Consider the following 21842-nt stretch of genomic DNA (forward strand, 5'->3'; position numbering starts at 1 on the left):
CCCGGCTCCGGGCCCGTGGCCTGTCTGAACGGCCGGAACGGGGGGTAGGTCTCGGACGGACAACGGGGGAAGGCCGCCGCGCCCGTGTGGGGCCGGGTTCGCCTGGCGGTCGCGCACGACAGGGGGGAGTGCGCCGTGCGGGTGATCGTCGATCTCACACGATGCCAGGGGTACGGCCAGTGCGCGTTTCTCGCGCCGGACGTGTTCGCCATGAACGGTGACGAAGCGCTGCTGTACGACACCGACGCGGACGAGGCGCAGCGCGAGCACGTCCTCCGCGCGGCGGCGGCCTGCCCGGTTCAGGCCATCCACCTCGACCAGATGGCGACCCAGCACCGGGGAATGCGGACGGGCGCGGTCGTCTCCCCGCCGGTCGGTGACGGATTCCGGAAGACCGGCCGGATCGTGATCGTCGGCGCCTCGCTGGCCGGGGCACGGGCCGCGGGCGTGCTCCGCCGCGACGGCTTCACCGGCTCGCTGACCCTGATCGGGGACGAGCCGTACGAGCCGTACGACCGGCCGCCCCTGTCCAAACAGGTGCTGACCGGCCGGGTGCCCGCGGATCACACCCTCCTCCCCCGCCTGCGCGAGGTCGACGCCGAATGGCTGCCCGGCGTCGCCGCCGCCGGACTCGACCTGGCCGCCAAGACGGTGCGGCTCGCCGACGGCCGGGAGGTCGGCTTTGACCGGCTGCTGATCGCGACGGGTGCGCGCGCCCGGCCGTGGTTCAACCCGGAGGAGGCCGCGCTGGACGGGGTCCTCCCGCTGCGCACGATCGAGGAGTCGTCCCGGCTCCGGGAGCGCCTCGCCGCACGCCCACGCCGGGTGCTGGTGATCGGCGCGGGGTTCACCGGCTCGGAGGTCGCGTCGGTCTGCCGGGATCTGGACCTCCCGGTGACCGTCGTCGAACGCGGCCGGGCGCCGCTCGTCGGCGCGCTGGGCGGCGTGATCGGCGATGTCGCGGCCGACATGCAGCGCGCGCACGGCGTGGACCTGAGGTGCGGCGTCACGGTGGAGGCCCTGGAGGGAGACGCGGACGGCCGGTTCCGCGCCGCGCGGCTCTCCGACGGCGACACGGTCGAAGCCGACGTCGCGGTCGTCGCGCTCGGGGCGATCCGCAACGTCGAGTGGCTGCGCGACTCAGGGCTGGCCGCCGGCGTGTGGGGGGTGGCCTGCGACGCGGGCTGCCGCGCCGTCGACATCAACGGTCTGGTCACCGACGACGTCTTCGTCGCGGGCGACGTCGCGCGCTTCCCCCACCCGGTCTACAACTTCCAGTTCATGACGCTCGAGCACTGGGGCAACGCGGTCGCCCAGGCCGAGATCGCCGCGCACAACATGCTCAGCGACCAGGCGCACCGCTGGCCGCACCTGTCGCTGCCGGTGTTCTGGTCCAATCAGTTCGGGACCAGCATCAAGTCCGTCGGCGTGCCGACCTTCGCCGACGAGGTGGTCATCGCGCACGGCTCCCCGGAGGAGCGCAGGTTCGTCGCCGTCTACGGCTACCGGGGGCGTATCACCGCCGCGGTCACGTTCGACCGCGCCATGTGGCTGGAGTTCTACCAGGGCCTGATCGAGCGGGCCGCGCCCTTCCCGCCCGAGTTTCCCGCCACGGACCGGCCGGAGACGCTACGGCCGGTCCCGGCCGAGGTTCCGGAGCGGCTCGAGGCGACACAGGTCACCGTCATGGTGACCGGACACGATCCGGCCGAGCGCCGCGCCACCTTGATACACCGATGAACGAGTCACGAGGAGGCGCCGCCATGGCACCGTCCAGCGTCTTCGAGCAGATCCTCGACTTCTCCCACCGCGCCGACCCGTACTCCCTGTACGCCGAACTGCGCAAGACGCCGGTGGCGAAGCAGGAGGACGGCACCTACGTCGTCAGTGGCTACAAGGAGATCGTCGCGCTGCTGCACGACCCGCGCATCAGCTCCGACCGTCGCAACCGCGCCCGGCCGGCCGGATCCGAGGAGGAGGCGACGGGGCTGCCCGGATTCATCAGCACCGATCCGCCCGAGCACGACCGGCTCCGGCGTCTGGCGATGCGCCACTTCGGTCCGCCGCATTCGCCGCACCGGGTAGAGAGCATGCGGCCCGAGCTGGTCCGTCTCGTCGGCGGCCTGATCGACGGCGTCGCCGACCGGACGCGGATCGACATCGTCGACGACATCGCCTACCCGTTCCCGGTCACCGTGATCTGCCGGCTCCTCGGAGTGCCGCGTGAGGACGAGTCGCGGTTCCACGTGTGGGCCGACGCCATCGCGGAGTCGATCGGCCCCGGGGAGTCGGACCGGGCCGAGCGTGAGCAGCGGCGGGAGAACGCGCAGCTCGAGCTCGGACGGTACCTCGGCGGGCTCGCCGAGGTACGGCGGAAGAACCTGGGCGACGACCTGCTCTCCGGCCTGATCTCCTACGAGGGCCCGGACGGGGCGATGTCACCGTACGACGTCGCGGCCACGGGCTCACTGCTGCTGGTCGCCGGCCACGAGACGACGGTCAACCTGATCACGAACGGGATGCTCACCCTGCTCCGCCATCCGGAGCTGATCCACCGGCTGCGCGATGAGCCCGATCTGGTGATCTACACGGTCGAGGAGCTGCTGCGCTACGAACCGCCGGTGCAGTTCATCGCCTCGCGGGTCGCCCTGGAGGACATCGACATCGCCGGGACCACGATCCCCAAGGGCGCGCCCATCGCCCTGGCGCTGGCGGCGGGAAGCCGCGACCCGGAGCACGTGCCGGAACCCGACCGCTTCATCCCGGACCGCCGGTACAACGAGCACCTCGGGTTCGGCGCCGGGATCCACTACTGCTTCGGCGCTCCGCTGGCCAGGCTGGAGGCGCAGATCGCGCTGAGCGAGCTGGCGAAACGGCTGCGGAACCCCCGCCTCGTCACCGATCCGCCGCCGTACCGGCCCAGCGCGGGCCTGAGAGGACCCCGCCACCTCCTCGTCGACATCGATGGCGTCGCCGGCTGATCCGCTCGGCGCACGGGATCTGGAACCGCCCGTGGCGGGGATGCGTCTAACAGGCTCGTCCTCCGCCGAAAGGCCGTCATGCGCTCTCGTCTGATCGCCGTCGCCGCCGGACTCGCGCTGATCCTCACCGCCTGCGGTCAGCGGACCGCACGCGGGCCGGGGCCCGCGAACGACGACTTCAGGCGGCGTGCTGCACAGGCGATCGCGGCGTGGGAGGCCGTGGGCAAGCCGACGGCGTGGACCTCAGGCTTCGTGCCCCTCGAGGAGCTCACGCTCCTTCCGCGCGACCCCGGCTTCACCGACACCACCCGGCTCGCGTACCGCATCGGCGCCTACCGGCTCAGCGGCCGGCTGCCCGAGAACGCGCCACGACGCGGCACGATCCGCTGGCCCGACGGCCGGACGCTCGCCCTCCCGCTGTCCAGCGCCCGGGAGGCGTACGCGGCGTTGGACCGCGGGACGATGACCCGGACGGTCCCGAGCACGTCGAGCCCGGGAGCCACGCCGGCGGACGGCGCGGCGGGCGCGTCCGCCGTGCCGTGCCCCGAATGCGACCTCACGGTGACGGGCGCCCGGCTCGGGCCGGTGTCCCTGCACACCAGCCGAGGCGTCGCGCAGGTCCCCGCCTGGTGGTTCACCGTCCCGAAGCTGAAGAGCCCGGTCGTCCGGGTGGCGGTCCGGCCGGAGACCGTCGGCGCGCTTCCGACGCCCTCGACCATCGCCGGGGGCACTCCCGTGTACGGGCTCGACGCGGTCCCCGGCGACCCCCGGCGGCTGCGCGTGACGGTTCCCACGCCCAGCGGAGCATGCGGGGTGGGAACCGTCCGCGGCGTGGCCTACGAGTCCGCGCACGCGATCGTCGTCGGGACCACGCTGACCGGGCACACCGGCGACTGCCCCCAGATCGAGACGGCGCGCACGCTGGACGTCACTCTGACCGGCCCGGTCGGCGGCCGGGTGGTGCTCGACACGACCGGCCGCCCGATCCGCCTGGGCGAACACCGCCCCATCCCCGCCTGACGAAGATCACCGCGGCGCCGTGCTTCTCGAGGACGCTGCCCCGGTGCGTGGACGCACCGGGGCAGCAGGGGTCAGGAGGCCCGGTGAGCCGGGCTCACCGGGGCCCGCTCAGGAGAAGGACCAGGCGAAGACGTGCAGCGACGCTCCGCCCGACGGGGCGTTCAGCGTGAGGCTCTTGACCTGCTTGCTCGCGTCGAGCGCGATCGGCGTGGCGCCGAACACGTAGATGTTGAGCTTCTGCTGGTTGCCGTCGGACCCGTTGCGGTAGGGGGTCTTGGCGACGATCTCGTTGCCGTACTTCGGCGGGTAGGCGTCGGCGCCGAGCGCCCAGTCGCTGAACTCCAGCTTGCCCGTCGCCGTCGACCCGTCGGTGTAGGTGATCGTCACCGTCGACGGGGCGTTACCGTTGCCCGCCGAGCCGAGGAACGCCAGCTTCGACGCGCCCTTCGGGGCGTCGGCCAGGTCGACGACCTGGCCGTTCGCCTGGACGTTGTCGAGCTGCCCCGGCGTGCGGTTCGGCCAGGCGAAGGTGAAGCCGTTCCAGGTCACCGGCTGACCGGGCTTGAGGCCCGCCGCGGCCAGCGCCTGCGCGGAGTAGCTCCACCCGCCGCCGTCGAAGTTGGCGTTGCCCTGCTTGCCGTCGTCGGAGATACCGGCGTTGTTCTGGTACCACTCGATCGTGCCGCGCTTGGCGACGTTGAGCGAGATGCCGGTGGTGCCCACCGACTGCCCGGAGGCGGTCAGCTCGATCGGCACCGAGTAGTAGTCCAGCTTCTGGTCGGCGGCCACCGAGACGGTCACCTTCTGGTCGGCGTGGCCGGCGTCGGGGACCTTCAGCGTGCCGGAGGACGGCGTGACGGTGATGCCCGCCGGCGGCTTGGCGGTCCAGGTGACGGTGTCGCCCGTGCCGACGGCCTGCACGCGGAGGGTCGCCTCCACGGAGCCGCCCGGCTCGACGGACGCGGTGCCCGGCGTGGTCGCCGACAGGAACGGGCGGGCGCCGGTGCCGAACGATGGCGGGGCGTCCTTCGGGTCGCTGCCGAAGGTGGTGTTCGGCTGGGCCCCGAGGGTGTAGTCGAGCCTCCCGCCGGAGGCGACGAACGACTCGGGCAGCCAGGCGCGGCTGGTCGCCTTGCCGCCGACCTTCAGCGACTGCACGTACTTGTCGGTGTCGGACGCCCCCGGCGCGTTGATGGTGATCTTCTGGCCGCTGGACCGCGTGACCGTGATCTGCGGGAACTCCGGGCTGTTGAGGACCATCTCGGCGCGGCCCGGGATCGCCGGGTACATGCCGAGCCCGGCGAACACCCGCCACGCCGACATCGTGCCGAGGTCGTCGTTGCCGACCAGGCCGCCCGGCGTCGGCTTGAACAGTTCCTTGCGGGCCCGCGCCACGACGTCCTGCGTCTTGTACGGCTGCCCGGCCCAGGCGTACAGCCACGGGGACTGCAGCGACGGCTCGTTGCCCAGGTAGGCGTACGGCTCGTGCGAGCCGGCGTTGAGCTTGGTGAAGAAGGTGTCGAGCCGCTTGGCCGCCTGGTCCCGGCCGCCCATCGCGTTGAACAGGCCGGCGACGTCGTCGTAGACCATCCAGTGGTACTGCGAGCCGTTGCCCTCGACGTACCAGTTCGAGTCGGCCGGGTCGAACGGCGTGAGGAAGGAGCCGTCCGCGAAGCGCGGCTGGATCCAGTCGTTCTGCGGGTTGTAGATGGTCTCCCAGCCGTGCGCCCGCTTCATGAAGTCCTGGTAGGTGCTGTTGTCCCCCAGGCGCTGGGCGAGCTGGGCGATGCCGAAGTCGGCGATGCCGTACTCCAGGGTGGTCGCCGGGTCGGCGGGCACGTAGCCGAGCCTGAGGTAGTCGGCGTTTCCGGGCCGCTCGGTGTAGCTGGTGTTCTTGTCCTCCCCGACCCGGTTCGCGCCCTTGACCATGGCGGCCAGCGCGCCGTTCGCGTCGAAGTCGCGGGCGCCGAAGGCGTACATCGTCGACACGATCGAGTGGTACGGGTCGCCGTTCATGACGCCGGTGATCGTGTTCTGGTGCGACCAGCGGTCCCACACGTCCCCGACCGAGTGCGCGTCGTTGTACATCGACTGGGCGATGTCGGCGCCCACGTCGGGCGCCAGCAGCGCGATGAGCTGCGCCTCGCTGCGGTAGATGTCCCAGCCGGAGAACGTCGCGTACTGGTGGTGGCCCTTCTTTACCTTGTGGGTGCGGTAGTCGAACCCGGTGTAGGTGCCGTCGACGTCGTCGAAGATGTACGGCTGGAGCATCGCGTGGTAGAGCGCGGTGTAGAAGGTCCGCAGCTGATCGTCGGTGCCGCCGCCGATCTTGATCTGGCCGAGGCGCCTGTCCCACGCGGCGTGCGCGGCGTCGCGCACGGAGTCGAAGCCCCGCCCGCCGATCTCCTTCTTGAGGTTCTGCGTCGCGCCGTCGATGCTCACGTACGACACCGCGGCGCGCATCTGCACCGGCTTGGCCTTGCTGGTGTCGAACTGCAGGTAGACGCCCGATCCCGGGCCCTTGACGGTGACGTCACGGGCGAGGGCCTGCGGGGAGCGCTGCGGCATCGGCCGGCCCTCGGGGCCGTTGTTCAACCGCCCGAAGGTCTTCTGCGTCTGCTGGGGGACCTTCGCCGGGGCGCTGCCGCGCACGGCGTCCTCACCCGGCTCCACCGAGTCGTTCTTCCACGTGCCGTACGTCTGGAAGGGCCGGTCGAAGGTCGCGGTGAAGTACACGTAGTACTTGGTGTCCGCGCCGCAGAACCCGCCCGTCTTGGCCCAGCCGGACACGGTGTTGCCCTTGACCGTGGCCTCGGCGTCGTCCACGCCGTTGATCGACCCGGTCACGTTGAGCAGCAGCGTGCCCACCTTGTCGGTGGGGAAGGTGAACCGCGCGACACCGGCCCGCTGCGACGCGGTCAGCTCGGTCTTCACGCCGGAGTCCAGCGTCACGGCGTACGACCCTGGCGACGCCTGCTCGTTCTCGTGCTTGAAGGTCTGGACGTAGTCGGTGCCGTGGGTGGCGGGCGACGTCGTGACCGGCCCGGAGAACGGGATGACCGGGAAGTCCTGCGCGCCCGTGCAGCCGGGCCCGGAGATGTGGGTCATGCTGAAGCCGCGCAGGCGGTTGTCCTCGTACTTGTAGCCGCCGCCGGAGTTGCGGACGGTGTCGGGACTCCACTGCATCATCCCGAACGGAGTGACGGCGCCGGGGAAGTTCATCCCGGCGCCGCCACCGTGCCCGAAGTCGGGCCCGCCGTCCTGGGTGCCGACGAACGGATTGACGTAGGAGGCGAGGTCGGGGGCTGCCGCGTGGGCTGGGAGGGCCGGTAGGGCCAGGGAGGTCAGGGCGAGGCCGGCGAGGCCTGCCAATCGGGCACGCGAGCGTCTGAACACGGCTGCTCCTCTGGGTGAGGTCACAGGGTGCGCTGGCGGAGGACCATCGCAGAGTCATGACAACGTTGTCACGGTTACCGGCATTGTTGATCTGTGTCACTCCACAGTCAATGGGCAATACCGGCCACACCGATGTTCCCGAGTCACGCCGGTTTCATGGGGATCGCGATCGCCGCACCGCGATCGATTAGCGATGAGTCAACGGACGTTACCGATTCCGTCGTTGATGGCGGTCGAGCGCCACGGAAGGGTTGGGTCACCTTGAAGTCGAGCACCAACCCTGAGGCCAGGAACCGTGAAGAAGATCTATAACGCCGCTCACCTGTACATGATCATCGGACTCGTGAGCGGTTTCTACTACCGCGAGGTCACCAAGATCAAGCACTTCACCGGGGACTCGCAGCTCGGTCTGGTGCACACCCACGTGCTCGCGCTCGGGATGCTGTTCTTCCTCATCGTCCTGATGCTGGAGAAGCAGTTCGCCCTGAGCACGGGCAAACTGTTCGGCTGGTTCTTCTGGATCTACAACGCCGGTCTCGCGGTGACCGTCGCCATGATGACGCTCCACGGGACACTGACCGTCCTCGGGCACGAGAGCAACGACGCCATCGCCCTCGTCGCCGGGCTGGGGCACATCCTGCTGACCATGGGCCTGATCCTGTTCTTCATCGCCCTCGGCAAGCGCATCCCCGCCCGGCGGGAGCTCGCGGACCGCGGCGCGGCGCGCGGCGTCGCCCCGGCCGAGCCGCTCGCCGACGGCTGAACCGCGCCGACGCCTAAAGCGGGCGGCCCGGACCCGGACCGTACGGGCCCGGAGGCTCCTGACCGTACGGTCCCGGCCCCTGCGGTCCGGCCGCCTTCTGGTCAGCCGGTCTCGCCAGCGTCACCCCGCCCAGCTACTAGGGTCTAGTGCCGGTGGAAGGCCTCGGCCAGCCACCAGGAACCGCCGTCCTCGGCGATTCTGGCGTCGATCACCAGCGGGCTCTCCCGCGGGCCGTCGAGCCAGGTCCGGACCGGAACAAGATCGTCGACCGTGCGCACCGTGACCCCGGTGCAGCCGAAGCCACGCGCGATCGCGGCAATGTCCGTGCAGGGAAAACGGACCGTTCCGAGGTCGGCCTGCGCGCCGAAGTGGTGGACCTCGGCACCGTAGGCCGCGTCGTTGTAGACGATCACGACCAGGGGCAGGCCGAGCCGTACCGCGGTCTCCAGTTCCGAGACGCCCATGTGGAAGCCGCCGTCGCCGAGCGCCGCAACGGGCAGCCCCACCTGCGCGAGCCTGGCCCGGGCGCCGATGAGCCTGCCGTGCCTCGTGGTCCACATGTTCAGCGCGCATCCCCAGCCGACGACGAGGTCGGCGCCGCCGATCAGTTCGGCCGTCAACGGCGAGGAGAACCCGCCCGAGATGCCCAAGGACCACGGATCGTCGTGGAACAGCCCGTTCGCCACCGCGGAAGTGGCCAGGAGCGCGCCACAGGAGTCGGCCAGTGCCCGAATCTCCGCGGCCGCCGCCCGGGCGCCCCGGCCCGCCACGAAGACCGGGCGCGAGGCATCGGCGAGGAGATCGGCCAGCCCGCGGACGGCGTCGGAATCCGCGCGGAACGTGGGCGCCGACCCGACCGCCGGCACCTCGGACGGCGGATCCGGCACCTCCATCGCCTGCACGTCCAGTGGCAGGTTGAGCACCACGGTGCGGCGCTGGTGCAGTGCGCTCCGGAAGGCCCGCACGGTGTCGGCCACCGCCGTGTCCGGGCTGTACACCCGCTCCGCCACGGCCCCCACCGAACGGACCAGCGCGTCCTGGTCGATCCGGAAATTGGACAACAGGTCCGAACCCGGAGTGTCCCCGGTCACCACGAGCAGCGGGGTACGGCTCTTCGCCGCCTCGCCGATGCCCGTCATGGCGTTGCTCAGCCCGCAGCCCTGATGCGTGGACACCACCGCGACCCGGCCGCTCATCCTGGCGAACGCGTCGGCCGCGGTGGCCGCCCCGCCTTCGTGCCGGGTCGCGAAGAACTCGACGCCGTGCGCCCGCAGCGCGTTGGTGACGTGGAAATTGCCGCTGCCCACGACGCCGAACACCGGGCCGGCGCCGAGCTGGGCCAGTACCTTCCCGACGAGTTCCGCGACACGCACCCTCAGGCCGTCCTTTCCACGAACGCGTACACCCGGGCGGGGCTTCCGGAGCCGCCGACGATCGGCAGCGGCGACACGACCAGCAGCGCGCCGGTCGCGGGCAGCCGTGCCAGGTTCTGCAACTGAGTCAACCCGCATTTACCCGCCCCGAGCAGCCGGTCGTGGCAGGGGAAGATCGGGTCGAACTCGGCCGCCCGCCCGGCGTCGGTTCCCACGGTCTCCACGCCGAACCCGGCGATCGGGGTCTGCTCGGCCAGCCACTGCGCGCATTCCGGCGACACACCGGGGGTGTGCGACGTGCCGTCGCCGGCGTTGAGGAAGTCGTCCTGATCGGCCGAGCGCGTGTCCCACCCGGTGCGATAGAGCAGCCACCCGCCGTCGGGCAGCGGTCCGTGTTCCTCCTCCCAGGCCCGAACGTCCTCGATCGTCAGCACGAAGTCGGGATTCTCGGCCACCCGGTCGGAGACGTCCAGCACGACCGCGGGCGCGATCAGCGTACGCAGCGGGATCTGGTCGACGCTGTGCCCGTCCCTGCCGGACAGCCAGTGGTTCGGTGCGTCCACATGGGTTCCGACGTGCTCACCGGTGTGGATGTCGTTCCAGTACCAGCGCGGACCCCGCTGGTCGTAGCGGCTGATCTCCTCGAGCCGGAAGTTCACGGTGTTGGCGAACGGCTCCGGCAGCCGCAGCACCGGCGTGCTCGCGGACAGCGGGGCCGTGAGATCCACGACTTCGAGCCGATCGGTGTGCAGAGCGGACATCAGGTCGGCGAGCAGCGTCATGGCGATCTCCTGATGGGGTGGGGACCGGCGACGGACCAGGATCAGATCGGGCGCCGCGGCCCCGGTGGCTCATCGCCCGGCGTTCCCGGGCCACCGTACGGGCCCGGTGTGTCCCGCGGCCCGGACGGACCGGACGGCGGCGTGTCGTGCGGTTCGGGCGGACCGGACGGCGGCGTGTCCTGGGGCTCCATGAAGGGACCCGGCGGGGGGTACGGACCCGGCGCCGCGAACGGGCCGGGGGGCGGCGGGCCGTACGACGGGCCCGGCGGATTGTACGGGCCTGGCGGATTGTACGGGCCCGGGGCCGAGAACGGGCCGGGCGGCGGCGGGCCGTACGACGGGCCCGGCTGGAGGAACCCGGACTGGCCGCGTCCGGCCCACGGTGGCACGAGCGGCCGCGTCTGCCGGCCCTGGAACGCCTGGCGGGCCAGGTGCATGAGGTTCAGCAGGTCCTGCCGGCGGCGGTAGAACCAGGTCGGCTCGGCGACGTTCCGCTCGGCGCGCTGGTGCAGCAACGCCAGCTCGGTCGCGGCGAGCTGGTAGTCGGCCATCGCGCGCGCCGCCCGCGCGCCGCCGGCCATGCGGGCCCACTGGCGGGCGCGCCGGCGCAGTTTGAGGTTGCCGAGCATGTTGACGTCCTGCGGCGTGACCAGGCCGGTTCCGGCGTACATCGGCAGGTGCCGCTGGATCAGCTTGACGGTCTGGCGGCGCTCCCACCGGATGGTGACGATCAGTCCGATGAGGATCAGGAAGTCGATGCCGTAGGCGATCATCAGGCCCTGGAGGCCGAAGGCGGTGGAGAAGTTCCAGGCGCCGTGCAAGAGCATGGCCGCGCAAAGCCCGACGACGGGCGCCACGACGCGGGCGGCGCCGCGGTGCAGGGCGGCGTAGGCGACGCCGAGGCCGGTCATCGAGGTGAACAGCGGATGCCCGAACGGGGAGATCACCCCGCGCATGATGAAGACGGCCTCGAGGTTGTGCTGGTGGAACGCCCGGATGTAGTACCCGACGTTCTCCATCATCGCGAACCCGAGGGCGACCATGGCGGCGTAGATGATGCCGTCGGTCAGACCGTCCAGCTCGTTGCGGCGGAACCACAGGAAGCCGAAGAGCACGGCACCCTTCAGTGACTCCTCCACCAGGGGCGCGCCGACGGAGGCGGTGACGAGCTCGCCCCGCTCGCCGAACACCGGCTTGGTCAGCAGCTCGTACCCGGCGGTGTTGAGGATCAGCGCGCCGAGCACGGCGACGCCGGCACCCCACATGAACGCGAACAGCAGCGCGCGCCACGGCTCGGGTTCGAGCCGGTCGAGGGTGAGGACCAGCGAGATCAGCAGGGGCACCGGGAGGATCGCCAGGACGAACCCGACGATGAACGGCGCCCCGTTGAGCGCGTCCAGGCCCAGGACGACGATCGCGCAGACCGACGAGACGACCAGACCGATGATCAGGCCGACGGGTGCCCGGCCGGGCATGCGACCTTCGAGGATCGCCTTGGGATCAACACGCGCCATGCCGGGAGGTTAACCGTCAGTGCAGCAGCGGGTCGATCGCGACCGCCAGGAAGAGCAGTGCGAGGTACGCGTTCGAGAGGTGGAAGTAGCGCATCGGCTTGAGCACGGCGCCGGTGATGCCCGCGCGGACCCGGCCGAGCAGCCGGTACGCCTCGACGAGGCAGGCGACGCCGAGGACGGCCGCGGCGATCGGGTAGAAGATCGTCGTGTGGGCGATCGGCCACAGCGCCAGTGAGCACGCCACGGTCACCCACGTGTAGACGATCACCTCGACGGCGACCCGCCGCTCGGTGGCCACGACCGGCAGCATGGGCACCTCGGCGGCCGCGTAGTCCTCGCGGTAGCGCATGGCCAGCGTCCAGGTGTGCGGCGGCGTCCAGAAGAACACCACGAGGAACAGCACGACCGGGGTCCATGACACGCTGTTCGTGAGGGCGGACCAGCCGATCATGACCGGCATGCACCCGGCGATCCCGCCCCACACGACGTTCTGCTTCGTGCGCCGCTTGAGCACCAGCGAGTAGACGAAGACGTAGAACAGGATCGCGAACACCGACAGCCCGGCGGACAGCGGGTTCACGGCCAGCGCGAGGAACACGGTGGAGGCGACGGAGAGCGCGATCCCGAAGACCAGGGTCTCCTTCGGCGTGACCTGCACCATCGGCAGCGGCCGGCGGCGGGTGCGGCGCATCTTCGCGTCGATGTCGCGGTCGATGTAGCAGTTCAGCACGTTGGCGCCGCCCGCCGAGAGCATGCCGCCGACGAGGGTGGCGATGACGGGCCACAGCGGCGGCAGGCCGCCGGCCGCGAGGAACATCACCGGAATCGTCGTGATGAGCAGGAGCTCGATGATGCGCGGCTTGGTCAGCGCCACGTAGGCACGGACCAGTGCGCCGAACGGTCGACGGCCGGGCGTGGGCGGCGCGGGAGTCCTCGCCGGACGGTTGATGACCACCGTCACCGGATGTTCACCTGCGCGTTCACGACGTTAAGGGACACTGTCTCTGATCCTCGGGTTTCCTTGCCGCGAGTCGGCTCATGATCGGGCCATCGCCCTATGGGCTGGACCGCGCAATCACTGTAATGCCGGTCCCCGCGCACCCCGTCACCGGGGTGGGCGCGGCACAACGGGTTAAGCCCGGCGTCTTCGGGAAATGCCGTACGAGGGTCGCGGCGTTGACGATAGAGGAACACCTGTCAAGGCGGTGGCGACGTGAGCGATAGGCTCACTTCGGGCCCCGGCAGTGGCCTGGTCACGGGCTCTTTTCGGCTGGGGACGGGTCGCGGGGACACTGACACGTAGTCGAGAGGAGCCTGGAGCGTCTCGTGAGTACGCATTCTGATAACTCATTCGAATGGACCGACCTGGACCGGCGGGCCGTGGACGTCATCCGCGCGCTGGCCATGGACGCCGTCGAGGAGGCCGGCTCGGGCCACCCTGGCACGGCCATGAGCCTCGCTCCGGCCGCCTACCTGTTGTTCCAGCGGTTCCTGCGCCACGACCCGACCGACCCGAAGTGGCCGGGCCGGGACCGGTTCGTCCTCTCCGCCGGCCATTCCAGCCTGACGCTCTACATTCAGCTTTTCCTGTCGGGGTACGGGTTGTCGCTGGACGACCTGAAGGCGCTTCGCAAGTGGGGCAGCCAGACTCCCGGACACCCGGAGCACGGCCACACTCCGGGCGTCGAGACGACGACGGGGCCGCTGGGCCAGGGCCTGGGCAACGCCGTCGGCATGGCGATGGCCGCGCGCCGGGAGCGGGGGCTCTTCGACCCTGACACCGCGCCCGGGAAGAGCCTGTTCGACCACTCCATCTGGGCCATCGCCTCCGACGGCGACATCGAGGAGGGCATCAGCCACGAGGCCAGCGCCCTCGCCGCACACCAGCGCCTCGGCAATCTCACCGTCATCTACGACGACAACCACATCTCGATCGAGGACGACACCGCGATCGCGCTGTCGGAGGACGTGGACGCGCGATACCGGGCCTACGGCTGGCACGTGCAGCGGGTCGACTGGACCACCGACGGCGACTACCACGAGAACGTCGAGGCTCTGGCCCAGGCCTTGGAGGCCGCGAAGGCCGAGACCGACCGCCCGTCGTTCATCGCGCTCCGCACGATCATCGGCTGGCCGGCGCCGAACAAGAAGAACACCGGCAAGGCCCACGGCGCGGCGCTCGGCGAGGAGGAGGTCGCGGCGACCAAGCGGATCCTCGGCCTGGACCCGGACGTGTCCTTCGACGTGCCCAAGGAGGTGCTCGCCCACTCGCGTGAGGTCATCACGCGGGGCCGGGCGCTGCACGCCGAATGGGACCAGAAGTTCGCGGCCTGGCGCTCCGCCGATCCCGAGCGGGCCGCCGAGTTCGACCGGATCTCCGCCCGGCGGCTGCCGGACGGCTGGACGGCCAAGCTGCCGGAGTTCGAGAACGGCAAGCAGCTCGCCACCCGCGCGGCCTCCGGCGAGATCCTGTCCGCGATCGGCCCGGTCCTCCCCGAGCTGTGGGGCGGCTCCGCCGACCTGGCGGAGAGCAACCTCACCACGATGAAGGGCGAGCCGTCCTTCATCCCCGAGGAGTTCCAGACCAAGGACTGGCCCGGCAACCGCTACGGCCGCACGTTGCACTTCGGCATCCGCGAGCACGCCATGGGCTCCATCCTCAACGGAATCGCCCTGCACGGCGGCACCCGGCCCTACGGCGGCACGTTCCTGGTCTTCAGCGACTACATGCGCCCCGCCGTGCGCCTCGCGGCGCTGATGAAGCTGCCGGTGACGTACGTGTGGACGCACGACTCGATCGGCCTGGGCGAGGACGGCCCGACGCACCAGCCGGTCGAGCACCTGTGGGCACTGCGCGCCATCCCCGGGCTTGACATCGTCCGGCCGGCCGACGCGAACGAGACCGTCGTCGCCTGGCGCACGATCCTCGAGCACACGGACCGGCCCGCCGGCCTCTGCCTGAGCCGGCAGAAGCTGCCGGTGTTCGACCGCGGCGAGCTGGCGAGCGCCGAGGGCGTCGCCAAGGGGGGCTACATCCTCGCGGAGGCGTCCGACTGCCAGCCGCACGTCATCCTGATCGCGACCGGCAGCGAGGTCGAGATCGCCGTGGAGGCACGCGAGATCCTGGAGGCCAAGGGCACGCCGACCCGGGTGGTCTCGATGCCCTGCGTCGAGTGGTTCCTGAGCCAGGACGAGGCCTACCGCAACCACGTCCTGCCGACTTCCGTCCGGGCCCGCGTCTCGGTCGAGGCGGGGATCGGCCTCGGCTGGCGGGCGTTCGTCGGCGACTACGGCGAGACGGTCAGCCTGGAGCACTTCGGCGCCTCCTCTGACTACAAGACCCTTTTCCAGCAGTTCGGCTTCACCGCCGACCGCGTCGTCGCCGCGGCCGGGTCCAGCCTGATCAAGGCGGGCATCGGCGGGCGTGGTGAAACGACCGGTAACTGAGGAGAGACATGAGTGACATCCTGAAGAAGCTCTCGGACGAGGGCGTGTCGATCTGGCTGGACGACATCAGCCGGGAGCGCCTCAGCACGGGCAACCTCGAGGCACTGATCCGCGAGAAGCACGTCGTCGGCGTGACCTCCAACCCGACGATCTTCTCCAAGGCGCTGAGCAAGGGCTCGGCGTACGACGAGCAGGTACGCGAGCTGTCCGTCCGGGGCGTCGACGTCGAGGAGGCCTCCCGGGCCATCACGACGCACGACATCCGCTGGGCCGCCGACGTGCTGCGCCCGGTCTACGACCGCACCGAGGGCCTCGACGGCCGCGTGTCGATCGAGGTCGACCCGCGGCTGGCGCACGAGACCGAGAAGACCACGGCCGAGGCCAAGGCGCTGTGGTGGATGGTCGACCGGCCGAACGTCTTCATCAAGATCCCGGCGACGCTCGCCGGCCTGCCGGCGATCACCGAGACGCTGGCGCACGGCATCAGCGTCAACGTCACGCTGATCTTCTCGCTGGAGCGGTACGGCCAAGTCATCGACGCGTTCTTCGAGGGCCTGGAGAAGGCGCGGGCCAACGGCCACGACCTGTCGAAGATCGCGTCGGTGGCGTCGTTCTTCGTCAGCCGCGTCGACACCGAGATCGACAAGCGCCTCGACAAGCTCGGCCACACGGAGCTGGCCGGCAAGGCGGGCATCGCCAACGCCCGCCTCGCGTACGCGCTGTACGAGGAGAAGTTCGGCACCGACCGGTGGAAGGCGCTCAAGGACGCGGGCGCGCGCGTCCAGCGGCCCCTGTGGGCGTCGACCGGGGTCAAGAACCCGGAGTACTCCGACACGATGTACGTGGACGAGCTCGTCGCCCCGGACACCGTGAACACCATGCCGGAGCCGACCCTCGACGCCGTCGCCGACCACGCGGACATCCGCGGTGACCGGGTGCGGTCCTTCTACGACGACGCCCGTGCCCACATGGCCGCCCTCAAGGAGGCCGGTGTGGACTACGACGACGTCGTCCGGGTCCTCGAGGAGGAGGGCGTCGAGAAGTTCGAGGCGTCCTGGACCGAGCTGCTCGACAGCATCAAGAGCGAGCTGCGCGACAAGGCCTGATCTGGAGCCCCGCCCGGCCGGTGACCGTCGCGCGACGGAGCCGGCCGGGCGCGTTTCGGGATCGTCCATGTACGGTGAGTGACACGCGCCGGACGGGGTATGCCCGGTCCGGACGTGAGAAACGAACGACACCCCACGTCCGGCGGGGTCCGCTCGCAGGGCGTGGCGAATGGATCGGGCCGGGAGACGCCGTGACCTTGCGAGTGACCGCCGGACGTGTGTCCGTGACCGTCGGGGGCGATGCCGTCGAGCACACGGACAAGGCCCTGGGGCGGCTGACCTACGACGGCGTGCCCACGGCGCTCATGGCCAAGAACGCCAGCCTGTGGGGCGCGGACGCGGCGGGCCGGGCGGCCGCCGGCTCGGCTGGGTCGACGCGCCGGAGACGTCCCGCCGCCTGCTTCCCGAGCTGTCCGAGCTGGTGGACCTGTTCGCCGGCCTCGACCGGGTCGTGCTGGCCGGGATGGGCGGTTCGGCACGCGCCGCCGAGGTGATCGCACGCGGGCAGGGCGCCGACCTGACGGTGCTCGACACGGTCGATCCGCACGAGGTGCGCCGGGCGCTCGACGACCGGCCGGACCGTACGGTCCTGGTCGTGGCGAGCAAGAGCGGTCGCACGGTGGAGACCGACGCCCTGCGCCGTGTCTTCGAGGGGGCCTTCCGCGCGGCGGGCGCCGATCCGGCCGAGCGGATCGTCGTGGTCACCGACCCGGGCTCGCCGATGGAGTCCTGGGCGAAGGAGACCGGCTACCGGGTGGTCCTGTCCGACCCGGAGACGACCGGCCGGTTCGGGGCACTGTCGGCGTCCGCGCTGCTCCCGGCCGCGCTGTCCGGAGCCGACGTCGCGCGGCTGCTCGACGAGGCCGCCGCCCTCCGGCCCGCTCTTCGCGTGCCGTACGACAATCCGGGCCTGACGCTCGGCGCGGCGCTGGGCGCGGCCGCCGCGCACGGCCGCGACAAACTGATCATCGCCGACAACGGCTCCGGCCTTCCCGGGCTGGCCGGCTGGGTCGAGCAGCTGACCGCGGCGGCGACGGGCAAGGACGGCAAGGGCGTCGTGCCGATCGTCGTCGAGGACGTGGACGCGCCGGCATCCGCCGAGGACCGGTGGCTCCTCGCCCTGGGCGACCGGGTCGGCGGCACCGGCCTCGCGGTGTCCGGCCCGCTCGGCGCGCAGTTCCCGCTGTGGGCGTACGCCATGGCCGTGGCCGCCCGGATCATCGGCGTCGACCCGTTCGACGAGCCCGCGCTGCGCGAGTCCCAGAGCGCGGTCTCGGCGCTGCTGCGCGGTTCCGAGGACGGTGCCGCCCCCACGCTCATCGCCGGCGAGCCGGCGCTGGTGGACGGCGCCGTCGAGGTGCACGGCCCCGCGGAGCTGCTCCACGGGGCCAAGGACCTGCGGAGCGCCCTCGACGCGGTGCTCCGCGCGGTCCCCGACCGCGGGCACCTCGCGGTGATCGCCCACCTGGACCGCGTCGGGGACGCCGCCGCCGCTCGGCTGCGTCCGCTGCTCGGCCGGCGGCGCCGCGACGTCCCGGTCGGCTTCGGCTGGGGCTCGGCGGCCCTCCACTCCACCGGCCAGGTCCACAAGGACGGCCCTCCGGGCGGGCTGGTCCTCCAGATCACCGGCGCGGTCGAACGGGACGTCGAGGTGCCCGGCCGGCCGTACGGACTGAAGGCGCTGCAACTCGCCCAGGCATTCGGTGATCTACGCGCGCTGCGCTCCCGGGGCCGTCCGGCCGTGCGGCTGCACCTGCGGGACCGCGCGGCGGGTCTCGCCGAATTGGAGACCGCCCTAGGCGACTGAGGGAGAGCCGAGCATGCCATCCTGGTTTCTGTCCGGGTTCTCCGCCTTTCCGGTGCCTGACCGTGTAGATCCTGCGACGCTGGGAAGATCGCGCGCGATACGAGGGTTAGCGAAAGATGGTCACCGGCTCGGCCGAGCACGGACGGCCGCTTGAACGATGAGGATGACGCCAAGGCGGCCCACCGCCCGGGCGCCACTAGGAAGGACAGGGAAGTTGGGCATGAGATGGCCCACCGGGACGATCGGGGCGCCGCCGCGTACTCCCTGTGATGAACACGAAGCCGACGGGAACGGAGACACGCGATGAAGAGGGCTCTAGAGGCGCTCAACCCGCTCCGCGATCCCCGGGACAAGCGGCTGCCGCGGGTGGCCGGGCCGTGTGTGCTCGTGCTGTTCGGCGTCACCGGTGATCTGTCCCGTAAGAAGCTGTTGCCCGCCATCTACGACCTCGCCAACCGGGGCCTGCTGCCGCCGGGCTTCTCGCTCGTCGGGTTCGCCCGCCGCGACTGGGAGCACCAGGACTTCCGGCAGCTCGCGCACGACGCGGTGAAGGAACACGCCCGTACCCCGTTCCGTGAGGACGTCTGGAACCAGCTCGCCGAGGGCATCCACTTCGTGCCGGGCACGTTCGACGACCCGGGCGCGTTCGAGGCTCTCGCCATGGCGGTCAAGGAGCTGGACGAGAAGCGCGGCACCGGCGGCAACTACGCGTTCTACCTGTCGATCCCGCCGAAGTTCTTCCAGGACGTCGTCAAGCAGCTGCAGGCCAGCGGCCTGTCGCAGCCGTCGGAGGGCTCCTGGCGCCGCGTCGTGATCGAGAAGCCCTTCGGACACGACCTGGCCAGCGCGCAGGAGCTCAACGGCATACTGCACGAGGTCTTCCCCGAGGAGTCGATCTTCCGGATCGACCACTACCTCGGCAAGGAGACGGTGCAGAACATCCTGGCGCTGCGGTTCGCCAACAACCTGTTCGAGCCGATCTGGAACCGCTCCTACGTCGACCACGTGCAGATCACGATGGCCGAGGACATCGGCATCGGCGGCCGTGCCGGCTACTTCGACGGCGTCGGCACCGCGCGGGACGTCATCCAGAACCACCTGCTGCAGCTGCTGGCGCTGACCGCGATGGAAGAGCCCGTGTCGTTCGCGGCCGAGTCCGTGCGGGCGGAGAAGGCGAAGGTCCTGTCGGCCGTACGCCTGCCCAAGGACCTGGGCGCCTACACCGTGCGCGGGCAGTACGCCGCCGGCTGGCAGGGCGGCGTCAAGGTGCGCGGCTACCTGGAGGAGGACGGCATTCCGCCGAACTCCCGTACCGACACCTACTCGGCGGTCCGCCTGGACGTCGACACGCGCCGCTGGGCGGGCGTGCCGTTCTACCTGCGCACCGGCAAGCGGCTGACCCGCCGCGCCACCGAGGTCGCGCTCGTCTTCCAGCGCGCTCCGCACCTGCCGTTCGCCGTCACGGACACCGAGGAGCTCGGCGAGAACGCCCTGGTCATCCGCGTGCAGCCGGACGAGGGCGTCACCATGCGGTTCGGCTCGAAGGTCCCCGGCACCTCCATGGAGGTCCGGGACGTGAACATGGACTTCGACTACGGCGAGTCGTTCACCGAGTCCTCTCCCGAGGCGTACGAGCGCCTGCTGCTCGACGTGCTCATCGGCGACCCGCCGCTCTTCCCCCGTCAGGAGGAGGTCGAGCTGTCCTGGGAGATCCTCGACCCGATCGAGGAGTACTGGGACAAGCACGGCAAGCCCGAACCGTACAAGTCGGGCGGCGGGGGGCCGAAGGCCGCGGACGAGATGATGGCCCGCGACGGCCGGGCGTGGAGGCGGCTCTGATGAACATCGATCTCACGAACACCACCACCCGGAAGATCCAGGACGCGCTGAGCGCGGCCCGGCACCGGATGGGCGGGCCCGCGACCGGCAAGGTCCTGACCCTCGTCATCTACACCGACGAGGCCGCGCAGTACGACGCCGTACGCGCCTCCACCGAGGCCGCCCGCGAGCACCCGTGCCGGATCATCGCGGTGATCGCCCGCCATGCCAACGGGGAGCCCCGGCTCGACGCCGAGGTCCGCGTCGGCGAGACGGGGCCCGGCGAGACCGTGATCCTCCGGCTGTACGGCCAGCTCATCGAGCACTCCGACTCGGTCGTGCTGCCGCTGCTGGTCCCGGACACGCCCGTCGTGACCTGGTGGCCCGGCGTGGCTCCGCGCAAGCCGGCCGACGAGCCGCTCGGCGCGCTCGCCCAGCGCCGCGTCACCGACGCCCGGGGCAGCACCGACCCGATCGGCACGCTGACCCGGCTGGCCGAGGCGTACGTGCCCGGCGACACCGACCTCGCCTGGACCCGTATCACCCCATGGCGCTCGCTGCTGGCCGCGATCCTCGACCAGCCGCGCGATGACATCACCGGTGCGATCGTCGAGGCCGAGCCGCAGAATCCCAGCGCGGCGCTGCTCGCCTCGTGGCTGTCGGTGCGGCTCGCCATCCCGTGCGCCGTGACCGAGTCGCACGGGCCGGGCATCACCGCCGTACGCCTCACCACGACCAACGGCGGCGACGTCGCGATCACCCGTCCCGACGGCCGCGTCGCGACGCTGTCCCGGCCCGACCAGCCGGACCGTCAGGTCGCGCTGCACCGGCGGCCGACGTCCGAGCTCCTGGCGGAAGAGCTGCGCCGCCTCGACCCGGACGAGGTCTACCGCGAGGCCGTCCTGCGGTGCGCCAAGGGTCTCGACACACCGGCCGAGGCCGCCGCTCCGGCGACGGCTCCGGCCGCGGCGAAGACCCCGCGCGGGGCCGCGAAGGGCAAGAAGCCGTGACCGCCCCGTCGGTACTGATCCACCAGGACCAGTCCCTGCTCGCCAAGGCCGTCGCCGCCCGCCTGGTGACCGGTCTCGTCGACGTCCAGGCGGCCCGCGGCAGGGCGCATGTCGTCCTGACCGGCGGCGGCGTCGGCACCGCGGTGCTCGAGGAGATCGCGGCCTCCCCGGCCCGGGACGCCGTCGACTGGGGGCACCTGGACATCTGGTGGGGCGACGAGCGCTACCTGCCGTCAGGTGACGAGGAGCGCAACGAGACCGGCGCGCGAAAGGCCCTGCTCGACCACGTCGACGTCGACCCGAAACGCGTGCACGCCATGCCGTCGAGCGACTCGGGCCTGACCCCGGAGGACGCGGCGGAGCAGTACGCCGCCGAGCTGCGGGCCGCGACCCGGCCGGAGGACCACGGGGTCGTCCCGTCGTTCGACGTGCTGATGCTCGGCCTCGGCCCGGACGCCCACGTCGCCTCGTTGTTCCCCGGCATGCCCGCGCTCTACGAGGAGGAGCGGCCGGTGGTGGCCGTGCACGGCGCGCCCAAGCCGCCGCCGACCCGCCTCAGCCTGACCCTGCCGTCGCTCCGCACGGCGCGCGAGATATGGATCATCGCGGCGGGCGAGTCGAAGGCCGGCGCCGTACACCTGGCGCTGTCCGACGCCGGCCCCGTGCAGGTCCCCGGCGCGGGCGCCCGCGCCCGGCAGCGAACGCTGTTCCTGCTCGACCGGGCGGCCGCGAGCCAGCTGCCGCCCGAGATCGGCCGCATCGCCTCGCCGTGAGGCTTAGGGCCTGTCTCGAAGTCCCCGTCCGTAGCCGGACAGCGGATTTGTC

Annotated in this window: 15 protein-coding genes; 10 read left to right on the top strand and 5 right to left on the bottom strand. The window is 71.3% G+C overall.

Annotation, left to right across the window (positions count from 1 at the left end; all coding sequences use genetic code 11):
- The first annotated feature begins 135 nt into the window (after positions 1-135).
- The 3 genes from ACYVF7_RS35655 (at position 136) to ACYVF7_RS35665 (ending at position 4001) form a co-directional block, all read left to right on the top strand.
- Positions 136-1740, top strand: coding sequence for an FAD-dependent oxidoreductase (locus ACYVF7_RS35655; RefSeq protein ID WP_460349396.1), 1605 nt, complete (start codon positions 136-138; stop codon positions 1738-1740).
- A gap of 23 nt (positions 1741-1763) precedes the next feature.
- Positions 1764-2981: a cytochrome P450 gene (locus ACYVF7_RS35660; protein WP_460349398.1), complete on the top strand. Its 1218-nt coding sequence runs from the start codon at positions 1764-1766 to the stop codon at positions 2979-2981.
- Positions 2982-3059: 78 nt separating this feature from the next.
- Positions 3060-4001 carry a hypothetical protein gene (locus tag ACYVF7_RS35665; RefSeq protein ID WP_460349400.1) on the top strand — a complete coding sequence of 314 codons (942 nt, stop codon included), beginning with the start codon at positions 3060-3062 and terminating at the stop codon, positions 3999-4001.
- 108 nt (positions 4002-4109) lie between these two features.
- Here the strand turns inward: ACYVF7_RS35665 and ACYVF7_RS35670 are convergent, their stop codons facing one another.
- Entirely contained in the window at positions 4110-7397 is a 3288-nt protein-coding gene (locus ACYVF7_RS35670; protein WP_460349402.1) for a GH92 family glycosyl hydrolase, read from the bottom strand.
- 295 nt (positions 7398-7692) lie between these two features.
- On the opposite strand from ACYVF7_RS35670, the gene ACYVF7_RS35675 reads away from it, so the two are divergent.
- Positions 7693-8160 carry a DUF2871 domain-containing protein gene (locus ACYVF7_RS35675; protein WP_460349404.1) on the top strand — a complete coding sequence of 156 codons (468 nt, stop codon included), beginning with the start codon at positions 7693-7695 and terminating at the stop codon, positions 8158-8160.
- Positions 8161-8303: 143 nt separating this feature from the next.
- On the opposite strand, the gene ACYVF7_RS35680 is transcribed toward ACYVF7_RS35675, so the two are convergent.
- From ACYVF7_RS35680 to ACYVF7_RS35695, 4 genes are read right to left on the bottom strand one after another with little or no spacing between them, the layout of a single operon-like run.
- Positions 8304-9533, bottom strand: a complete 1230-nt coding sequence (locus ACYVF7_RS35680) for a thiamine pyrophosphate-binding protein (RefSeq protein WP_460349406.1) — start codon at positions 9531-9533, stop codon at positions 8304-8306.
- Between the two features lie 2 nt (positions 9534-9535).
- Positions 9536-10315: a cyclase family protein gene (locus ACYVF7_RS35685; protein WP_460349408.1), complete on the bottom strand. Its 780-nt coding sequence runs from the start codon at positions 10313-10315 to the stop codon at positions 9536-9538.
- 41 nt (positions 10316-10356) lie between these two features.
- On the bottom strand, positions 10357-11829 hold the full coding sequence (locus ACYVF7_RS35690) for a PrsW family intramembrane metalloprotease (RefSeq protein WP_460349410.1): 1473 nt from the start codon (positions 11827-11829) through the stop codon (positions 10357-10359).
- 16 nt (positions 11830-11845) lie between these two features.
- Complete coding sequence (locus ACYVF7_RS35695; protein ID WP_460349412.1) at positions 11846-12790, bottom strand: heme o synthase; 945 nt, start codon at positions 12788-12790, stop codon at positions 11846-11848.
- Between the two features lie 443 nt (positions 12791-13233).
- Here ACYVF7_RS35695 and tkt point away from each other — a divergent pair, with 443 nt between their 5' ends.
- The 6 genes from tkt (at position 13234) to pgl (ending at position 21790) form a co-directional block, all read left to right on the top strand.
- Positions 13234-15276, top strand: coding sequence for a transketolase (gene tkt / locus ACYVF7_RS35700; protein WP_460358297.1), 2043 nt, complete (start codon positions 13234-13236; stop codon positions 15274-15276).
- Between the two features lie 8 nt (positions 15277-15284).
- On the top strand, positions 15285-16382 hold the full coding sequence (tal, locus tag ACYVF7_RS35705; RefSeq protein ID WP_460349414.1) for a transaldolase: 1098 nt from the start codon (positions 15285-15287) through the stop codon (positions 16380-16382).
- A gap of 325 nt (positions 16383-16707) precedes the next feature.
- Positions 16708-18189 carry a glucose-6-phosphate isomerase gene (locus tag ACYVF7_RS35710; protein WP_460349416.1) on the top strand — a complete coding sequence of 494 codons (1482 nt, stop codon included), beginning with the start codon at positions 16708-16710 and terminating at the stop codon, positions 18187-18189.
- 303 nt (positions 18190-18492) lie between these two features.
- Complete coding sequence (gene zwf, locus ACYVF7_RS35715) at positions 18493-20028, top strand: glucose-6-phosphate dehydrogenase (RefSeq protein WP_460349418.1); 1536 nt, start codon at positions 18493-18495, stop codon at positions 20026-20028.
- A complete protein-coding gene (locus tag ACYVF7_RS35720) occupies positions 20028-21017 on the top strand; it encodes a glucose-6-phosphate dehydrogenase assembly protein OpcA (protein ID WP_460349420.1) in 990 nt (329 codons plus the stop codon). The genes zwf and ACYVF7_RS35720 overlap by 1 nt, the downstream gene beginning before the upstream one ends.
- The gene (gene pgl / locus ACYVF7_RS35725; RefSeq protein WP_460349423.1) at positions 21014-21790 is read left to right on the top strand and encodes a 6-phosphogluconolactonase; all 777 of its coding nucleotides are present in this window, start codon (positions 21014-21016) and stop codon (positions 21788-21790) included. Before ACYVF7_RS35720 ends, pgl begins: the two co-directional genes overlap by 4 nt.
- Positions 21791-21842: the final 52 nt, after the last annotated feature.

The organism is Actinoallomurus acanthiterrae (assembly GCF_054775715.1).

Coding starts and splice junctions, on each gene's coding strand:
- ACYVF7_RS35665 (WP_460349400.1), top strand. CDS start 3,060: ATGCGCTCTCGTCTGATCGCCGTCGCCGCCGGACTCGCGCTGATCCTC.
- ACYVF7_RS35660 (WP_460349398.1), top strand. CDS start 1,764: ATGGCACCGTCCAGCGTCTTCGAGCAGATCCTCGACTTCTCCCACCGC.
- zwf (WP_460349418.1), top strand. CDS start 18,493: ATGAAGAGGGCTCTAGAGGCGCTCAACCCGCTCCGCGATCCCCGGGAC.
- ACYVF7_RS35690 (WP_460349410.1), bottom strand. CDS start 11,829: ATGGCGCGTGTTGATCCCAAGGCGATCCTCGAAGGTCGCATGCCCGGC.
- ACYVF7_RS35685 (WP_460349408.1), bottom strand. CDS start 10,315: ATGACGCTGCTCGCCGACCTGATGTCCGCTCTGCACACCGATCGGCTC.
- tkt (WP_460358297.1), top strand. CDS start 13,234: ATGGACGCCGTCGAGGAGGCCGGCTCGGGCCACCCTGGCACGGCCATG.
- ACYVF7_RS35720 (WP_460349420.1), top strand. CDS start 20,028: ATGAACATCGATCTCACGAACACCACCACCCGGAAGATCCAGGACGCG.
- tal (WP_460349414.1), top strand. CDS start 15,285: ATGAGTGACATCCTGAAGAAGCTCTCGGACGAGGGCGTGTCGATCTGG.